17 protein-coding genes and 1 tRNA gene are annotated in these 17471 nt (G+C 35.7%); 13 read left to right on the forward strand and 5 right to left on the reverse strand.

The window, feature by feature from the left end; genetic code table 11:
- The first annotated feature begins 26 nt into the window (after window positions 1-26).
- The 6 genes from prfA to ABN217_RS02280 are packed head-to-tail and all read left to right on the forward strand — an operon-like array spanning window position 27 to window position 4750.
- Window positions 27-1109, forward strand: a complete 1083-nt coding sequence (gene prfA, locus ABN217_RS02255; RefSeq protein WP_072064034.1) for a peptide chain release factor 1 — start codon at window positions 27-29, stop codon at window positions 1107-1109.
- A complete protein-coding gene (gene prmC, locus ABN217_RS02260) occupies window positions 1109-1957 on the forward strand; it encodes a peptide chain release factor N(5)-glutamine methyltransferase (protein WP_349439054.1) in 849 nt (282 codons plus the stop codon). Before prfA ends, prmC begins: the two co-directional genes overlap by 1 nt.
- Window positions 1941-2750 (forward strand): invasion regulator SirB1, encoded by an 810-nt coding sequence (sirB1, locus tag ABN217_RS02265; RefSeq protein WP_340896674.1) that lies wholly within the window; start codon window positions 1941-1943, stop codon window positions 2748-2750. Before prmC ends, sirB1 begins: the two co-directional genes overlap by 17 nt.
- A 57-nt stretch (window positions 2751-2807) precedes the next feature.
- On the forward strand, window positions 2808-3662 hold the full coding sequence (kdsA, locus tag ABN217_RS02270) for a 3-deoxy-8-phosphooctulonate synthase (protein ID WP_109407578.1): 855 nt from the start codon (window positions 2808-2810) through the stop codon (window positions 3660-3662).
- A 7-nt stretch (window positions 3663-3669) separates the two neighbouring features.
- Window positions 3670-4614, forward strand: coding sequence for a tRNA modification radical SAM protein MnmL/YtqA (mnmL, locus tag ABN217_RS02275; RefSeq protein ID WP_197269136.1), 945 nt, complete (start codon window positions 3670-3672; stop codon window positions 4612-4614).
- On the forward strand, window positions 4562-4750 hold the full coding sequence (locus ABN217_RS02280) for a type II toxin-antitoxin system TacA family antitoxin (protein WP_231619290.1): 189 nt from the start codon (window positions 4562-4564) through the stop codon (window positions 4748-4750). Before mnmL ends, ABN217_RS02280 begins: the two co-directional genes overlap by 53 nt.
- 168 nt (window positions 4751-4918) lie before the next feature.
- On the opposite strand, the gene dauA is transcribed toward ABN217_RS02280, so the two are convergent.
- Window positions 4919-6619 (reverse strand): C4-dicarboxylic acid transporter DauA, encoded by a 1701-nt coding sequence (dauA, locus tag ABN217_RS02285; RefSeq protein WP_197269138.1) that lies wholly within the window; start codon window positions 6617-6619, stop codon window positions 4919-4921.
- A gap of 577 nt (window positions 6620-7196) precedes the next feature.
- Window positions 7197-7284: transfer RNA gene (locus tag ABN217_RS02290), tRNA-Ser, on the reverse strand.
- Window positions 7285-7598: 314 nt separating this feature from the next.
- On the opposite strand from ABN217_RS02290, the gene ghrA reads away from it, so the two are divergent.
- The 5 genes from ghrA (at window position 7599) to ABN217_RS02315 (ending at window position 13304) form a co-directional block, all read left to right on the forward strand.
- Window positions 7599-8540, forward strand: coding sequence for a glyoxylate/hydroxypyruvate reductase GhrA (gene ghrA, locus ABN217_RS02295; protein WP_196554164.1), 942 nt, complete (start codon window positions 7599-7601; stop codon window positions 8538-8540).
- 198 nt (window positions 8541-8738) lie between these two features.
- On the forward strand, window positions 8739-10937 hold the full coding sequence (locus ABN217_RS02300) for a hypothetical protein (RefSeq protein WP_349459016.1): 2199 nt from the start codon (window positions 8739-8741) through the stop codon (window positions 10935-10937).
- Between the two features lie 164 nt (window positions 10938-11101).
- Window positions 11102-11632, forward strand: a complete 531-nt coding sequence (locus tag ABN217_RS02305) for a hypothetical protein (RefSeq protein WP_349459017.1) — start codon at window positions 11102-11104, stop codon at window positions 11630-11632.
- A 237-nt stretch (window positions 11633-11869) separates the two neighbouring features.
- Window positions 11870-12478 carry a 2OG-Fe(II) oxygenase gene (locus tag ABN217_RS02310; protein ID WP_196554166.1) on the forward strand — a complete coding sequence of 203 codons (609 nt, stop codon included), beginning with the start codon at window positions 11870-11872 and terminating at the stop codon, window positions 12476-12478.
- A 253-nt stretch (window positions 12479-12731) separates the two neighbouring features.
- On the forward strand, window positions 12732-13304 hold the full coding sequence (locus ABN217_RS02315) for a TorD/DmsD family molecular chaperone (RefSeq protein WP_349439052.1): 573 nt from the start codon (window positions 12732-12734) through the stop codon (window positions 13302-13304).
- Between the two features lie 109 nt (window positions 13305-13413).
- Here the strand turns inward: ABN217_RS02315 and ABN217_RS02320 are convergent, their stop codons facing one another.
- Window positions 13414-13968, reverse strand: coding sequence for a lipoprotein (locus ABN217_RS02320; RefSeq protein ID WP_196554168.1), 555 nt, complete (start codon window positions 13966-13968; stop codon window positions 13414-13416).
- A gap of 42 nt (window positions 13969-14010) precedes the next feature.
- Window positions 14011-15213 (reverse strand): multidrug efflux MFS transporter MdtH, encoded by a 1203-nt coding sequence (gene mdtH / locus ABN217_RS02325; protein ID WP_115349839.1) that lies wholly within the window; start codon window positions 15211-15213, stop codon window positions 14011-14013.
- A 197-nt stretch (window positions 15214-15410) separates the two neighbouring features.
- On the opposite strand from mdtH, the gene rimJ reads away from it, so the two are divergent.
- Entirely contained in the window at window positions 15411-15992 is a 582-nt protein-coding gene (gene rimJ, locus ABN217_RS02330) for a ribosomal protein S5-alanine N-acetyltransferase (protein WP_196554169.1), read from the forward strand.
- 107 nt (window positions 15993-16099) lie between these two features.
- Here the strand turns inward: rimJ and ABN217_RS02335 are convergent, their stop codons facing one another.
- Window positions 16100-16735 (reverse strand): GNAT family N-acetyltransferase, encoded by a 636-nt coding sequence (locus ABN217_RS02335; RefSeq protein WP_196554170.1) that lies wholly within the window; start codon window positions 16733-16735, stop codon window positions 16100-16102.
- A 101-nt stretch (window positions 16736-16836) separates the two neighbouring features.
- Here ABN217_RS02335 and ABN217_RS02340 point away from each other — a divergent pair, with 101 nt between their 5' ends.
- Window positions 16837-17433, forward strand: coding sequence for a TetR/AcrR family transcriptional regulator (locus ABN217_RS02340; protein ID WP_115349836.1), 597 nt, complete (start codon window positions 16837-16839; stop codon window positions 17431-17433).
- The last annotated feature ends 38 nt before the right edge of the window (window positions 17434-17471 follow it).

Raw genomic sequence — 17471 nt, forward strand, 5'->3', positions numbered from 1 at the left:
TTGTCTAACAGGATCTTAATCTACGAATGAAGCCTTCTATTGTCGCTAAGTTGGAAGCTCTACAAGAGCGTTATGAAGAAATTCAGGCACTTCTGTCAGAAGCCGATGTGATTGCCTCTCAGGAGCGTTTTCGTGCGCTTTCAAAAGAATACTCTCAATTAACCGACGTCACGGCTTGTTTTAGTCAATGGCGGAAAGTGCAAGACGATATCGAAGCAGCAGAAATGATGCTTGATGATCCTGAAATGAAAGAGATGGCGCAAGAAGAGCTGAAAGAAGCGCAAGCACTAAACGATGATTTAGAGCAACAGTTACAAGTGCTGTTATTGCCTAAAGATCCTGATGATGAATTTAACTGTTTCCTTGAAATTCGAGCAGGAACCGGTGGGGATGAAGCCGCATTATTTGCCGGTGATTTATTCCGTATGTATAGCCGTTATGCAGAATCACGTCGCTGGCGTATTGAAGTCATGAATGCTAACGAAGGTGAGCATGGTGGCTATAAAGAAGTCATTGCAAAAGTAGTGGGTGATGGTGCTTATGGGGTATTGAAATTTGAATCAGGTGGCCACCGTGTTCAACGTGTACCAGAAACAGAATCTCAAGGCCGTATTCATACCTCGGCTTGTACAGTTGCCGTATTAGCTGAAGTGCCAGAAGCTGAGTTACCTGATATTAGTCCAAGCGATTTACGTATTGATACATTCCGTTCGTCAGGTGCGGGTGGTCAGCACGTTAACACCACCGATTCTGCAATTCGTATCACGCATATTCCAACGGGTATTGTGGTGGAATGTCAGGATGAGCGTTCACAGCACAAAAATAAAGCCAAAGCGATGTCTGTATTAGGTGCACGTATTCGTGCAGCTGAAATGCAAAAACGCCAAGAAGCTGAAGCTTCTGAACGTCGTAATTTATTAGGTTCTGGTGACCGTTCTGACCGAATTAGAACGTACAACTTCCCGCAAGGTCGTGTAACAGATCACCGCATCAACCTCACGTTTTATCGCTTAGATGAAGTGATGGAAGGAAAATTAGATCCATTAATTCAGCCTATCGTAACTGAATATCAAGCGGATCAGCTTTCTGCACTTTCTGAGTTGAATTAATGAATTATGAACAATGGCTGCGTCAAGCAGCCTTGCAATTAATTGAAAGTGACAGCCCTAAACGTGATGCTGAAATTCTGCTTGGGCACGTAACACAGCGTGCTCGAACGTACTTAATGGCTTTTAATGAAACGTTGCTTTCACAAGATGAATTAACACAATTATCTCAACTACTTACTCGACGTATTAAAGGTGAACCCATCGCTTATTTAGTGGGCGAAAGAGAATTTTGGTCACTGCCTTTAAAAGTCTCACCTGCAACATTAATTCCTCGACCTGATACTGAGTGCCTTGTTGAACAAGCGTTAGAAAAACTGCCAACAGAACCAACAACTATTCTTGATTTAGGAACAGGGACGGGGGCTATTGCGCTTGCTATGGCATCAGAGCGCCCTGATTGCCATATTATTGGCGTGGACTTTCAAGCCGAAGCAGTGGCATTAGCGCAAGAGAATGCGACCAACTTAGCATTAAACAACACAGAATTTATGGAAAGTTGCTGGTTTAGTTCACTCTCTGGGTATCAATTTGGTATGATAATTAGTAATCCTCCTTATATAGATGAAAATGATGAGCATATTCATCAGGGGGATGTTCGTTTTGAACCTTTAACCGCGTTAGTTGCTGGTAATAATGGTTTTGCTGATATCGAGATTATCATTGAAACTGCCCGTCAGTTTTTAACTGATAAAGGCTGGGTATTACTGGAACACGGTTGGCAGCAAGGTGAAGGTGTTCGCAAAATTTTTACTGATAAGGGTTACTGCTGTGTGGAAACTTTCCGTGATTATGGCGGTAATGAGCGAGTGACAGTAGGTCGTTGGAATTATGATAGAAACCATAGCTGATTACGAATTTAATAAAGCCCCTTTAGTTAAGGGCATGATCCTTATCTCTCAGGCTATTCGACCTGATTTTCCGACCGCTTCTGTTGGTTATCAACTAGCGCAACTTGTTGAGCAAGCAGAAGCTGAAATTCCTAAGCAAGGAAACGTCAAAGAACAAATAGAAGCATTACTAAAACTGTTTTATAAGCAGTGGCACTTTAGTGGTGCAAGTGGTAAATATTGTCTTTCCGATACTTTATGGTTAGATAAAGTATTAGCGACACATGTGGGTTCTCCTGTTTCACTAGGTTCGATTCTTATTTATATCGCACAAGCGTTAAACCTGCCGTTAGCTCCCGTTATTTTTCCTACGCAACTTATCATCAGAATAGATGTTCCCAATGAAAAAACGTTATTTTTAAACCCAATAAATGGCGAATATCTATCACAACATACCCTAGAAGTTTGGTTAAAAGGGAATGTAGGAAATAATTCGGTGTTATTAGAGGCCGATTTAGAAGAATCAGAATACAGCTCTATTATTCGCAAGCTTTTAGATACCCTGAAAGTGTCCTTAATGGAAGAAAAGAATATGGAACAAGCGTTAAAAGCCAGTGAAACGGTATTGATGTTTGATCCTGAAGATCCCTATGAGATACGTGATCGTGGACTGATTTTTGCTCAGTTAGAGTGTCATCATGTGGCAATTTCCGACTTAAACTATTTTGTTGAGCAATGTCCCGAAGATCCAATTTCAGAAATGATCAAAATTCAAATTCATTCGATAGAGCAAAATCCAGTTGTTCTACATTAAAAGTTTACGCAACGTACTTGATTAACACAGTACATTACAAACAGTATAGGGATAAATATGCAACATAAAGTGGTGAATATTGGTGATATCAAGGTAGCAAACGACCTACCATTTGTGCTTTTTGGTGGCATGAATGTATTAGAATCGCGCGATTTAGCCATGCGTATTTGTGAGCACTACGTCACTGTGACTCAAAAACTGAATATTCCTTATGTATTCAAAGCTTCTTTTGACAAAGCAAACCGTTCTTCTATTCATTCTTATCGTGGTCCAGGTTTAGAAGAAGGAATGAAGATTTTCCAAGAGTTAAAAGAGACTTTTGGCGTTAAAATTATTACGGATGTTCATGAATCAGCGCAAGCTCAGCCTGTATCCGAAGTCGTTGACGTTATCCAATTACCTGCATTCTTAGCACGTCAAACCGATCTTGTTGAAGCAATGGCAAAAACAGGTGCAGTGATTAACGTAAAAAAACCTCAGTTTGTTAGCCCAGGTCAAATGGGAAATATCGTCGATAAGTTTAAAGAAGGCGGTAACGACCAAGTTATTTTATGTGATCGTGGTAGTAACTTTGGCTATGATAACTTGGTTGTGGATATGTTAGGCTTTCATGTCATGATGCAAGCATCTCAGGGTGCTCCCGTTATTTTTGACGTAACGCATTCATTACAATGTCGTGACCCATTTGGTGCTGCATCAGGCGGACGTCGTGCGCAAGTTGCTGAATTAGCACGTGCAGGTATGGCGGTAGGTCTTGCAGGATTATTTCTTGAAGCTCACCCAGATCCAGATAATGCACGTTGCGATGGCCCATCAGCTTTACCATTAGCAAAATTAGAGCCATTCTTAGCACAAATTAAAGCCATTGATGACTTAGTTAAAAGTTTCCCTGAGTTAGATACCAGCAAATAAAATTGTTATGCAACTGCATACAGTAGTGAATATGTTCGGCGCTGATCTTCAGCGCCGTTATCACGAAAAGATCCATAAAATCACCCTTCATGGCGGTTTCAACTGTCCTAATCGAGATGGTACATTAGGGCGAGGTGGTTGTACTTTCTGTAATGTCTCTTCTTTTGCTGATGAACAAACGCAATATCATTCCATTGAAGAGCAAATTGCGCTACAAGCCAAAAATATCAACCGAGCACGTCGTTATCTTGCCTATTTTCAAGCTTATACTAGCACTTATGCAGAAGTAGAATATTTACGTACTTTATATGAAACCGCGCTATTACAAGCCGATATGGTAGGGTTATGTGTAGGAACTCGGCCAGATTGTGTACCGATTAGTGTGTTAGATTTATTGCAAGGTTATCGTGATCAAGGCTATGAAGTATGGTTAGAGCTTGGTTTACAAACCGCTCATGATAAAACATTGAAACAGATTAACCGAGGGCATGATTTTAAGTGTTATCAAGCGACAACGCGAGAAGCTCGACGCCGTGGTTTAAAAGTGTGTACACATCTTATTGTCGGGTTACCACGAGAAGATCATCAGCTTAATATGCAGACGTTAGAACGAGTGGTTGAAACAGGTACTGACGGGCTTAAATTACATCCTTTGCACATTGTTGAAGGTAGCACGATAGCTAAGGCATGGAAAGCAGGGCGTATTAATGCATTGACGCAAGAACAATATGTTTATACGGCGGGTGAAATGATCCGCTATACTCCCCCTGAAATTATCTATCACCGCGTTTGTGCCAGCGCGAGAAAACCGACCTTACTTGCTCCAGAATGGTGTGAAAATCACTGGTTGGGCATGAATGCACTTTATCAAGATTTATTAAAAAAAGGCGCGCAAGGAAGTGGGATTGGTAAAGTATTTATTCCAAACGCTAAAACTTGTAGAAAACAGTGAGAGAGTATCAATTCGTATTACTACAGAAGATAAATCACAGCTTGTTCTTGTAGCTAGTTTGGAAAATATAAACCTAACAGAGTTTATCCTTCGTAATGTCGTACCTATCGCTCGGCAAGTTATTGAAAATAATTAGCTATGGAGCCGTGCCATTATTAGGCTCACCTCACTCTTTATTAATTTCCTTCAAGACAATTTATACTGCACTGACAATGGCAAATAAAATATGAATGATTAATATAGCCCTTAATTAAATAATTTAAATTAAGGGCTATATAGTTTTATATTATTTTAGATTGAATAACTACTGAATTAATTCCAAATCATCCAGTGCTTTTTGTAATGAAGGATAAAAATTAAGTTCTCCTTCAATAGGTGTGACTCTTGCTCTTGCCAACGTTTTTAAAGGTTGGAAGGGAATATCACACACAATCACATGCGTGTCATGTTTGACATCAGTGACGAAATGTTGGAAGGCATGTAAGCCCCCGGCATCTAAGACTGGCACAGCATCCCATTGCATAATAACGGTTTTATAACCTTTGCTACGCTCACGCAATTCATTAAAAATACGCTCAGCAGCTGCAAAGAATAACGGGCCATTAACACGCACAACTAATAACTGTTTATCATCATCGGTATAAGGGGATTCAGTTATTTTGGTCATATTGGCAATACGACGCATAAATAACAGTGAAGCCAATACGATACCGATAGTAATGGCAATGACCATATCAAAGAGAACGGTGAGAGATAAGCATAATACTAAGACAATAATATCGTCTTTAGGCGCATGACGAATAAGATCAATCACTTTACGCGCTTCACTCATATTCCATGCCACAATTAACAGTAGTGCTGACATTGCAGCTAAAGGTAAATATGAAAGAAATGGGGCTAATACCAGTAAAGTGAGTAACACCAACAATGAGTGAACAATAGCTGAAACTGGCGATGTTGCACCTGCGCGGACGTTAGCAGCTGAACGTGCAATCGCCGCAGTCGCAGTTATACCACCAAAGAAAGGCGCGACAATATTACCGACACCTTGTCCTAGTAATTCACCATTAGAGTGGTGCTTTTTACCTGTCATGCCATCAAGCACAACGGCACACAGTAAGGATTCGATTGCACCTAACATTGCCATTGAAAAAGCTGCCGGTAACAAAGCAGACACTGTACTCCAATTTAATTCAAGAGATGCTCCAGTGCTTGGTAAATTCCAAGGTAAAACAAACTGAGGTAGTATCGGTGGAATACCTTGCCCAGTCGAACCATCCGGAAGTAGATAGCTAAACTGTGAGCCAATCGTTGCAACTTCATGGCCAAACATATTCACAACACCCATTACTGCAGTACCTGCGATTAGAGCAGGTAAGTGCCCGGGTAAACGTAAATTTAATTTGGGCCAGTAGATTAAAACAAACAATGTTGTTAAGCCGATAAGCGTATCGCCAAGGTGAATGGTAGGTAATGCAGAACCTAAGGCAATAATTTTATCGATATAAGTTTCTGGTACATGCGCCATTTCAAGACCAAAAAAGTCTTTTATTTGCATGGTCGCGATGGTGATAGCAATCCCTGAGGTAAATCCAAGTGTTACAGAAACAGGAATATACTCGATGAGTTTACCAAAGCGAGCTAATCCCATAACAACTAAAATAACGCCAGACATTAATGTGGCAATCAATAAACCACTTAAACCGAATTGCTGAGATACAGGATAAAGTATCACAACGAAAGCGGCTGTAGGACCTGAAACACTGTAGCGAGAGCCACCAGAAACAGCAATGACTATACCGGCAATAGCTGCGGTATAAAGACCGTATTGCGGAGGAACACCGCTACCAATTGCCAGTGCCATGGCTAATGGTATCGCGATAATTCCGACGGTGATCCCTGCAATAATATCTTTTAATAAACGAGCAAAAGAGTAAGGCTCTTTTACACATGCATCAATAAATGCACTAAAGGGGCGAACCCGGTTAACTTTATGAGTTTTCATTTAGGCTTAAACCAAAATAAGAAGTCAGATGCCGAATAACGGCGATAAGGAAAAGAGAGGATATCGCTTTTATTCGCTGATAATAATGTGATACATCAAATTATTAATGTATATCTTAAAGCTTAGTGAAAATTAAATCAATTAAACTAATAAGTTAACGTAAAGAGATAATACAATGTATCTTATTGTATTTATTCTGTTGCTTGCTTGAAAATAAAGTTTAAATTTATTTTAAAATTATAAAAAGCGTTTTATTTTAGAATAAATGTCATTTATAGAGAGATAATAAAAGTTGTTTTCTGTCATAAAAATACGATTAGGGTTAAATAATAACTAGATAAGCTATTTTTGATCATTAAAAATTAATTATTAGAGATTGTTAACTGATAAAAAAATATTAAATAAAACGATTAAGCCAAAATAAAATAAGTGGCGTGCTGTATACTAAAGAAATAGCATCAAAAAATGAGTTTAAATGAGCTATAGATGGAAGCGAGAAAAATAACCAGATTGAAGATTTGATATTTTTCCACAAAAAAATAGAGCCTAATTAAAAATTAGGCTCTATTTTAGAATATGGCGGTGAGAGAGGGATTCGAACCCTCGATACGTTGCCGTATACACACTTTCCAGGCGTGCTCCTTCAGCCTCTCGGACATCTCACCGTATTGTTGGATATGTACTTAACATCTCTCAACGGGGCGCTACTATAGGGAAAAGGAGCATAAGCGTCAACAGCTAAATGCATTTTTCTTTTAACTTTTGTATCAAGCAGTCAAATAAAAAACAATATGCACAAATGCTAGACAAATTATGCAGTAAACCAATTCACGCAAGAGGTTAGCGTATTGAAAAAAGAATTGAGATTTTCGTTAACTGGTTAACATTCTCAACATTTTTATTAACAACTTATTCAAAGAGACTTGAAATCAGAACGTAACCCTCGCACCCTATGATAAAAATGCTGGAGGAAGGCACAATGAATATTATTTATTATCATCCTTTTTTTGACGCAGAGACATGGATTAACGGTATGAAGGCGCGTTTGCCAAATGCCAATATACGCATTTGGGAACCAGGCGATAATCAACCGGCTGATTATGCTATGGTTTGGCTTCCTCCTTATGAAATGCTGGCAAGTCGCAATCACCTTAAAGGTATTTTTGCATTAGGGGCAGGTGTTGATGCTATTTTAAAACAAGAACAACAAAAGCCTGGCACATTACCAACGGGCGTTCCTGTTATGCGTTTGGAAGACACCGGAATGGGGCTTCAAATGCAAGAATATGCAATTGCGAAAGTGATGTATTATTTTCGTCGTATGGATGATTATAAACGTCAACAATCACAACGTTTATGGAAACAGCTTCCTTCTCACTCTTATGATGATTTTGTGATTGGTGTTTTAGGTGCAGGTGCTTTAGGCGGGAGTGTCGCGACTAAACTCGCTGAACTAGGCTTTAAAGTGCGTTGCTGGAGCCGTAGTGAAAAGCAAATTAAGCATGTTGAAAGCTTTTATGGTAAAGAACAACTCAATGGCTTCCTTAAAGAGTGTAATTTACTGATTAACTTGTTGCCTTACACACCAGAAACTCATGGCATTTTGAATTTTTCTCTTTTTGAACAACTTAAACCTTCTTCTTATTTAATTAATCTTGCTCGTGGTGCACATTTAGTTGATCAAGATTTATTAGAAGCAATAGACCAAGGATACATTGCTGATGCAACTCTTGATGTTTTTGCTCAAGAGCCTTTAGCGGGAATGCACCCATTTTGGACGCACCCTCGTGTTTCTATTACGCCACATATTGCTGCTTTTACCATTCCGAATATTGCCATGGATACGATTGTTGAAAATATTCAGCGAATTGAAAAAGGAGAGGTACCTTTGGGTGTGGTTGATATGAAGAGTGGTTACTAAGTCTATTTTATTTATATTTTAATTTTAGATAATAGGCGGCAAACTTTAGTTTTGCTGCCTATTTTTTATCTGGGCTTTCAAAAAAGGTACTTTTTTTTAATTTTTATATATTGTCATAAAAACCTGGTTGTAAAAAGATATCGTTTGCAGATTATCTTATTGAATATTGCTTCATGATTTGAAAAAAATGAGGCATATATGAAAAATAAAGTATGGGTTATTCCTAGTAAACTTATACCTATAGGTGATTTTGATGGAAAAAAAGAAAAATATCCAGTAGAAGGATTGGCTAATAGTAATAATATTTATCATAAAAATAATAATAAACAGAAAGAAGAAAAAGATCTCATCCTAAATAATGCAAATAACTATGTATACTTAGGATCAACAAATACATCTTTACTTAATAATATGGGGATCACACTTTCAAATGATGGCTCCTTGACCTTAATTAAAGGTAAAACATATGACTTATTTGCGGGGTTATATCAAAAACACTTTAAAGGAGGATTTAAATATAATCTTTTTAATATAGAATCTCAAGATGGTGACAATATAAAGTTTAAAGAACTCTATGTTGATCATAATGGTTTTTTGATTGGAAATAAATGTAACAATATAGATAATAGCAGTGATCTCTACAAAATTAAATTTAACAAAGTAGAAGAAGAATATAGTTTAAATGATACCTCATCAAATGCTATTAGTAGTAACTTTGTTGTTGAATATGAAAAATATATAGCTGATGATAATCTAAAGCAAGATTTATCAAACATTAATAATGTTGTGGAGTTAAAAGAAAATAATATAATTAAAATTAATCGTGAAGGATTAGATTTAATCATTAAGCTTAAAGATAATGCGCTTTATGCTAAAGGACTACCTAATAAAATTTCTTCTGGAGATCAAGTTGATGGAGCTTCCATAGAAATGGAAGAGTATAAAATAAAAATCCCATTAAAAAATACAGATAAAATATTAGCAATCAAACCAATATTAAATAAAGTACAACTCGTTGTAGATAAAGGAAATAAAATAAAAATATATTATCTTGACCCTTTGAATATTTTTGCGATTAATGATTATCAATATGAAGTTACTCGTTTAAAGCAAGAACCTCCTTTATCTTTTTACTCAATGGTAGGTGAGAATAATTATAAAAATTATCATTCAGGACAACCATTTTCTACTCAAACAGTTGGCAATTTTAGTAGCCGAAATATCCCTTTTTTCTCTTCTTTTATTGATAATGCTCGGTTAAATATTAATAAAGCAAAAGAGCAATATGCATTAAAAGAATATAAGACAATGATGGAAAATATTGCAAAAGCTGTTGATCCTGGATTTAGAGGATTATTTTGTAATATAAAGCAGCTTATTAACTCTTCGACTTCTGCATATAACAGTAAGCCGATGGCATTATATGGTATTAAAGAAAACATAGGGAAAAGCTATGATGTGTTAAATCGTGCTGTTAAAGGTGTAAAAAATGGTATAACACAAGGTGAGGTGATTCATTCATTAATTAAATCGCTAAAAGATAAAGAAAATATTACCATTAATCACCATAATGATGTTCGAGCCTTCTTTGGTATTAATGCTTTTCAACTGCCAAATCATATAGGGATTAACGCCTTTCTATTAGCTTCTTATGTAAAATCGCACTCTATCACATTATCAAAAAGTGAAGATAAAAAGATTAATTTCTCTTTTATTAATAATAATCAGAATCTTTTTGTTGCGGGTTTATCAGCGGGGATTGGTGGATATGAAAAAAGATGGGATTTAGGAAATGTTGACTATGGTTTTGTTACTCCTGTCATGGCAAGTGCTTTATTAGGGGCCACTTACGCTAAAAAATCTAATTTCTCATTTAGCCTTGATATTAATGAGATCCCAAATTTTATTAATCAAGGATTAAATCTAAGTGAAAATGAATTAATCAATAATTCTACCCTTGAAATTGATCAAGATATAAGTCTTTCGTTAGGAACTGAGATAAGAAGTGAAGCCAGTTTTGATATTGATGTAATGATTAATCCTAATATGGAACTCACCGTACCCAGAAATGCTATTGGTATAAACTTTATTTTCAATTTATTAAAATTAAATTTAAATATTAATAAATTTATCGATTATGGTAAAACCGATGTGACAAAAAAAACAAAAAGGCTTGATCTCGATTTATTAGAACTTGGTGTTGATATTTATCGTGATTTAAAATTCACTCCTTCTACGAGCAATTCTGATAATGTTATTCAGTGGTATCCATTAACATCTGTAAAAGATTTCGAATTAATGGTAAAAAAAAGAATAAATAGCTTGTTAAGTTTTACACTTTTTAAAAATGAGAAATTAATAAGCGCAGAAAAATTGGATCAAGATAAAAAAATATAAAAGGAATTTATAAAAGAGTATTAAAAATAAATAGATTATTAGAAAAATATCCAGAGAAATATCATCTGTCTAATAGTATCTCTAAATTAGATAGTATCTATTTAAATTTATCATCAGATAAAAAGGCAATAAATAAATTAAACAATAGTATTAATAAAAATTTAATGACTGCTCCATTCCAAAGTAAAGAAGATATTTTTCAGGCTCAAATAACAAAAGAAAATAGACAATATAACATTGATCGTTTTTTATCCTCATTAAAGGAAAGAAAAGAGACATTGTCTTCTCAAACAAAAGATAATATGAATGAAAAATTCAAGCCTTATTTTACAGCAAATTATCAGTTAAATAGACTGGGGCGTTCACTGCGTTCTAATTTAGAAACTGAAGTAAATAATTTGGTGGAAGAGAGTAGAAATTCTGAACAGATTGATTTAAATAAAGTCAAAAAAAATCTGGATGATTTATATACTAAATATAAACAGCAGTTTACCCATGTTGAATATCAAATTGCTTCTACAGATCTTATGTCTGTTAGTGAACTTTCGTACAAAAAGAAGACATTACCGACAGGATTTGTGCGATTAGGAAATAAAAAAGCGATTATACATACTCAAGTTAAAGGGAACATTAATTATATTTATAATGAAGGTGAAGAGAGTATGGATAAAATATCGACAAATTATTATTACTAAATAAATCATTCATTTTGCTTATTGTTAGTGTGATGCAACTTATAAAATGACCCTTGTAAAAATGAGTCTTTTAAAAGCATCAGTAGTGTTAAATCTTGTTCGATCTTTTATTTTTAATCTTTATAATATTTATATCTGATTAATTGATGTTATCGAAAAGATAAGTTTATTAAGTTGTCATTTTAGCTAGCTTGGTGATATAAAGTAGTTTCCCATGTTTATCAGACAATATACCTAATGAATATAACAGAGCTTCTTGAGCAAATAGCAGAGAAAGGATGGTGTGTATGGGATGATTTCCTCACACCAGAAGCTGTTCAACAACTACGCACTTGTTTTGGTGATAATGCACAACAAGCTCGTATTGGTCGTCATGAAAATCGTCAAGCAGAAACAACAATACGTAGTGATAAAATAAGTTGGCTAGAGCCAGAAATGGGTGAACCAGTACAACATTATTTAATGCAAATGGAGTCTATTCAACGAGCTGTTAATCGAGAATTTTATTTAGGGCTTTTTGAATACGAAGCACATTTTGCGTGTTATGAAAAAGGAGCATTTTATAAAAAACATCTTGATGCTTTTAAAGAAAATGTGACTCGACGTTTAACCACTGTGTTATATCTTAATGAGGATTGGACAACCGAAGATGGTGGCGAGTTAGTTATTTATGATTTAAAGGATAACGAACTTGCGACAATTGCACCCAAAGGAGGGCGTTTAGTTGTTTTCCTTTCAGAACAATTCCCTCATGAAGTGCTCCCTACTAATAAAGAGCGTGTGAGTATTGCCGGGTGGTTTCGTGTGAATGGTGTAAGAGATAATTTTCTTGATATTGCAAGTTAATTAATGCAACAAAAACGCTGTTGTCATAAAAGAGTTTTAAAGTCGTTATAATAAAACTGTTTTAAAAGATAAGTAGCATGGGATTAGGCGCGTTTCTTATATTAAGCAAAAGCTTAATTATTAAGAGCGCGCTTTTTCTGTTTTAAAAGCTCCCTTTGGTTAAATTAATACTTATAATCATAAAAAAGAAAAAAGTTGATTTTCTTGTTGTTAAACGCACAATAACACGAAACTTTTTAGGATAAAAAATACAATGAATGAATTCTCAATAGTTTGCCGACTTTTAGGCACATTATTTCAACGTGCCCCAAATGATCCTATTTTAGCGCCAATTATTAAAATGATTGATGAAGGAACGTTGAGCCAGTTATGGCCATTGGAGCAAGATGAATTATTTAACACATTAAAAAATAGTGTCAAAGATTTGGCTATTGTTGAAGCGGATCACCAATCTCTTTTTGGTGGAGAGGCTCCTGCTGTATCTATTTATGCTCATGATTATGAAAAAATTAAAGAAGACGATGTTCGTCAATTCTTAGTTGCAAGAGGTATGCCTGTTACTGATAATGCAACAGACAGTTTTGGTGCTTTATTACTTGCTGCGTCATGGCTGGAAGATAATTCAGCAGAAGATGAAGTATTAGCCCAAATACAACTATTTGATGAATATTTATTACCTTGGGCTGGGGCATTTCTTGGTAAAGTAGAAGCTCACGCAACAAGTGGTTTTTATCGTACATTAGCCGCAATTGCGCGTGGTGCGTTATCGGCATTACGTGAAGAGCTTTCTGATGATGAAGAGGGTGAAGGTACCGAAGCAGAGTAATATCTTATTTTCTTTGCAAAGGTATTTTACTATTCATAAAAAAGGCAAACCATTAGGTTTGCCTTTCTCATTAATGACGATAAATATTTTTAATCAACTCACGTAACTATTAGAGTTGGATCACGAATTTACCCGGTTTAACTTCAATGCCTTTTGCCAGTTTAAATGCCGCAGCTTCAGCGCTATTTTTCTCAGGATCAAGGACATAAACAGGGTGATTATCAAAATATGTTGCAATGGTGGTATCTAAATAAGGTTTTAATGCTACAACGACAGCATCCATTTTTTCTGGTGATACTTTATAGCTATCAATAGTCATGTCCTTTATATATATCGCACCTTGATCGGCTTGATAAGAAGGTTGACCTGATAATGTAAGATCAACTTTGGCACTTGTTTTACCAAAAAATGAATTGATTTTTAGATCGGCAGTACCTGAAAGGTTAATTTTACCCGGCTCTGTACGACCAATTTGGATTGAAAGATTACTTAACTTAATATCAGCGGAGACAACCTCATCTTCACCAATGTGTTTTTGAAGATTTGTTTTTTGGCTAATATAGTCATTAATCAAATTTTCACTTACATCAAATTGCTTTAGCTGATCACAACCCACGATAAAGCTTGTTAGTAATAATATGGTTGTTAGAAAAATAGCTTTCATAAACACTCCTTGATCATTGATAACTAAAAGTTTACCTGATATCTAAGGAGTAAGCATGGCTGTTTCTATTTTTTTACGATTAAATTGGCGGTGTAGTGCGTAAAGTGTTATTAATCCTACTGTACCTAATAAGAACCAAGGTAATTCAGGCATATCAAATTGGTTACCTAAATCGTACATCCATCCACCACCGGTATATCCGATTGCGCCACCAAAGGCCAAACCTAAGCGACTAAATCCCATATAACTACCACGAGCGCGAGGATCAGCCAGTGAGGCACTTAATGTTTCACGCGCAGGCTCTGCGGTGATCGTGCCGAGATAAAATAAACCAATAATTAAGAAAATGCCTTGTAATGAATGGATCATTCCAACAGGAAACATACTGACGCTCATTAAGAATAATCCGGCCATTAAACGTTGCTCCAATTTGAAACGTTTTTCACTCCAACGCGCAATAGGATAGAGCAAGGTTAAGGAGAGTAATGCTTCAATGGCATACATCCATTTTACTGCGGTCGGAGTACCTGCAATATCGTTAACGATAATAGGGAACATCAACATGACTTGAACAGACAATATAAAATAGCCTGTTAACGTTAAGACATAACTGACAAAGCGTTTATCCAATAATACGCGATTTAATCCTTCTTTAATCGGTGTTCTGGTTGTAGATATACGGTAAGCAGGTAGTAACCAAGCATTAAATAAAGCAGCAATAACAAAAACACCTGCGCCAACCCAGCACACTAAATGAAAATCATATAATAATAACCAACTACCAATCAGCGCCCCAATAACGGCTCCTGCACTATCTTGCATTAATAATAAAGAATAAAAACGGCCACGTTCATAAGGTCTGGTTAATTTAATAACTAGTGCTGTACGAGGTGGATCAAATAACGTTCCCCCTAATGCAGATAAAATGCAAGATAACCAAAGTATCCACGGTTGATCTGCCATTGCCATTAAAGCAAAACCTAAAGCACGTAATAACATTCCAGTTATTATCATTGGTTTTGCACCAAAGCGGTCTGCGATGGCGCCACCAAAAATACCTAGGCCTTGCTGGACTAATTGTCTAAGCCCTAATGCAAAACCGACAATAACACCAGCCCAACCCAATTGTTCGACGAAACGGATGGAAATCAGAGGAAAAACGACGAAAAAGCCCAAGACAACTAACATATTGTCAATTAGGAGGAAATATTTACCCAAGGTACGGGCTTGTGTTACCAGTGCCATTACTCACCATCAATAAGCAAATAATTTAAATAAAATAAGAGGGGAACGAAATAATTTATTTCTTCGACTATTCTGTCTCTAAATGTGCATAATTCATAGTAAATTAAAGATGATATTTTTTTATTAAGGTTAGTGGCAGAATAAGAAGAGTTACTTCAGAATTAGACTTATTTATATCAAAGGATAATGGGATCGCAATGTTTGGTTATCGTGGTGGAGTTCCTAAAATTCGTTTCGAAACGACAAGAATGATAATTCGTTTAGCTTATGAACGAGATGCGGAAAGGTTGGCTGATTATTACACATTAAATCGTCGTTTTTTAATTCCATGGGAACCATTAAGAGATAAAACACACTATTTGCCTTCCGGTTGGGAACATCGTTTGCAATATATGAACGAATTACATCGACAAGAAAGTGCCTTTCATTTTTTGTTGTTAACACCAATGGAAGATGAAATTATTGGTGTGGCTAATTACAGTAATGTTATGCGCGGTGCCTTTAATGCCTGTTTTTTAGGTTATTCTGTAGGTGAAAAATGGCAAGGTAAAGGTTATATGTCTGAGGCATTAACTGAAACGTTACGTTATATGCAACGCCAACAAGGTATGCATCGTATTATGGCGAATTATATGCCTCATAATTTACGCAGTGGTAACTTATTGGCGAAACATGGTTTTGAACGTGAGGGGTATGCAAAAAATTATCTGCAAATAAACCAAGAATGGCGTGATCATGTATTAACCGCATTGACAACACGAACTTACTTCAAACGATAAATAGCCCTTGTTGTTAAGGATAAAGCACTGTTTATAATTATAGCGATACCTTGTTTTTCAGTGCTTTTAACCAATATATTGATCTAATAGTGATATTGAATTTGCCTTTAGTTGATTTTTTTCAACATATAATACCAGTGTTGAATATGAAAAATAGATTGTGTCAGGCGCGATGATTCTTTTCTCTCAATATAAAACCCATCTTTTTGGTATAAATAAAGAGCGCCTTTATGATGAATATCCACATAAAGTGATAAATATATTTTTTTCAGAATCTTTTTACTGTATTGCGCTATCCATTGAAGTATTGCATAAGCGATACCATGGCCTTGATAAGAGGATAAAACAGCAATATGAGCTAAATAAACTTCATTTTCTTTTGGCGTATAATCAAATAATGAAAAGAAAATTTTTTGCTTAATATAATGGGTAATGCCATAGCGCCAATAATTAGAGAAGGGTGTTTTAGCAAAAGAATTTGACATAAATTGAGTTTCTTTTATGACTAAACAAAATGTTGCAATTATTTTTTCATTCTCGGTGACAACAAATTGTTGGCTATTCTTTTTACGCGCTAGCGTATTCCAAATGGCTTCTAATTGCTGACGTTGGTTAGGATTAGTGCTATCAATATTAAAAGCATTCAATTTAAAATGAAAGGCTTGTGCAAACAATTGAATAACTTCAGGAATATCTGAAGGCTCCGCAACACGAAGCTGATAGTGTTCATTAAGTAATTGCATGATATCGTTACTCTGCAATAATAGGGTTAATTTTTAGACTGTTTGGTCTATTTTATTCTAGACTAATCAGTCTAATTTATTTGTCCAGAGATTTTTAGGTTATGAACAAGACAGCGACTGAAAAACAAAAAGCAAAAATGAAGCACATAATTGATGCTGCAATGCGTTGCTTTGCCGTAAAAGGTTTTCATTCCACATCAACAGCAGAAATTTGTCATGAAGCAGGGATGAGCCCCGGAAATGTATTTCATTATTTTCCCAATAAAAATGCGATTATTGAAGCTATTGCGTTAGATGATGCACAGCTTTTTGATGAGATTTTTTGTCGTTATGAAGCGCAAGAAGAGAGCATTCAAGCAGTTATTGGTTTAATGATAGAGATTATAGCGCTTTATAATCATCCAGAGTACGCACGCATTAGTATTGAGATTTTTGCTGAAGCTTCACGCAATGCGAGTATTCACGAAATTTTCATTGAAAATGAAAGAAACAATAAACAACGTTTGATTGCCATGTTAGAAAACGGTATTAAAAAAGGGCAAATTGATCCGCGATTAGAGCCAGAAAAAATGGCTACATGGTTATTTGTGATTGCAGATGGTTCTATGGGGAGAAATATTATCGATCCTGAGTTTAATGAAAGTGATAATCAAACTATGTTAGAAATGATGTTGAGAAAAATATTAGCTAGGCCATAAATCATAGGTGTTTTTCTCTTATTGGAATTAGCTAAAAG

The sequence above is a fragment of the Proteus sp. fly-1067 genome (assembly GCF_040139345.1).
Lineage (GTDB): Bacteria > Pseudomonadota > Gammaproteobacteria > Enterobacterales > Enterobacteriaceae > Proteus > Proteus vulgaris_B.

Coding starts and splice junctions, on each gene's coding strand:
- kdsA (WP_109407578.1), top strand. CDS start 2,808: ATGCAACATAAAGTGGTGAATATTGGTGATATCAAGGTAGCAAACGAC.
- ABN217_RS02335 (WP_196554170.1), bottom strand. CDS start 16,735: ATGCAATTACTTAATGAACACTATCAGCTTCGTGTTGCGGAGCCTTCA.
- ABN217_RS02340 (WP_115349836.1), top strand. CDS start 16,837: ATGAACAAGACAGCGACTGAAAAACAAAAAGCAAAAATGAAGCACATA.
- ABN217_RS02305 (WP_349459017.1), top strand. CDS start 11,102: ATGACTGCTCCATTCCAAAGTAAAGAAGATATTTTTCAGGCTCAAATA.
- mnmL (WP_197269136.1), top strand. CDS start 3,670: ATGCAACTGCATACAGTAGTGAATATGTTCGGCGCTGATCTTCAGCGC.
- prfA (WP_072064034.1), top strand. CDS start 27: ATGAAGCCTTCTATTGTCGCTAAGTTGGAAGCTCTACAAGAGCGTTAT.
- dauA (WP_197269138.1), bottom strand. CDS start 6,619: ATGAAAACTCATAAAGTTAACCGGGTTCGCCCCTTTAGTGCATTTATT.
- rimJ (WP_196554169.1), top strand. CDS start 15,411: ATGTTTGGTTATCGTGGTGGAGTTCCTAAAATTCGTTTCGAAACGACA.
- ghrA (WP_196554164.1), top strand. CDS start 7,599: ATGAATATTATTTATTATCATCCTTTTTTTGACGCAGAGACATGGATT.
- ABN217_RS02310 (WP_196554166.1), top strand. CDS start 11,870: ATGAATATAACAGAGCTTCTTGAGCAAATAGCAGAGAAAGGATGGTGT.
- ABN217_RS02320 (WP_196554168.1), bottom strand. CDS start 13,968: ATGAAAGCTATTTTTCTAACAACCATATTATTACTAACAAGCTTTATC.
- ABN217_RS02300 (WP_349459016.1), top strand. CDS start 8,739: ATGAAAAATAAAGTATGGGTTATTCCTAGTAAACTTATACCTATAGGT.
- mdtH (WP_115349839.1), bottom strand. CDS start 15,213: ATGGCACTGGTAACACAAGCCCGTACCTTGGGTAAATATTTCCTCCTA.
- ABN217_RS02315 (WP_349439052.1), top strand. CDS start 12,732: ATGAATGAATTCTCAATAGTTTGCCGACTTTTAGGCACATTATTTCAA.
- prmC (WP_349439054.1), top strand. CDS start 1,109: ATGAATTATGAACAATGGCTGCGTCAAGCAGCCTTGCAATTAATTGAA.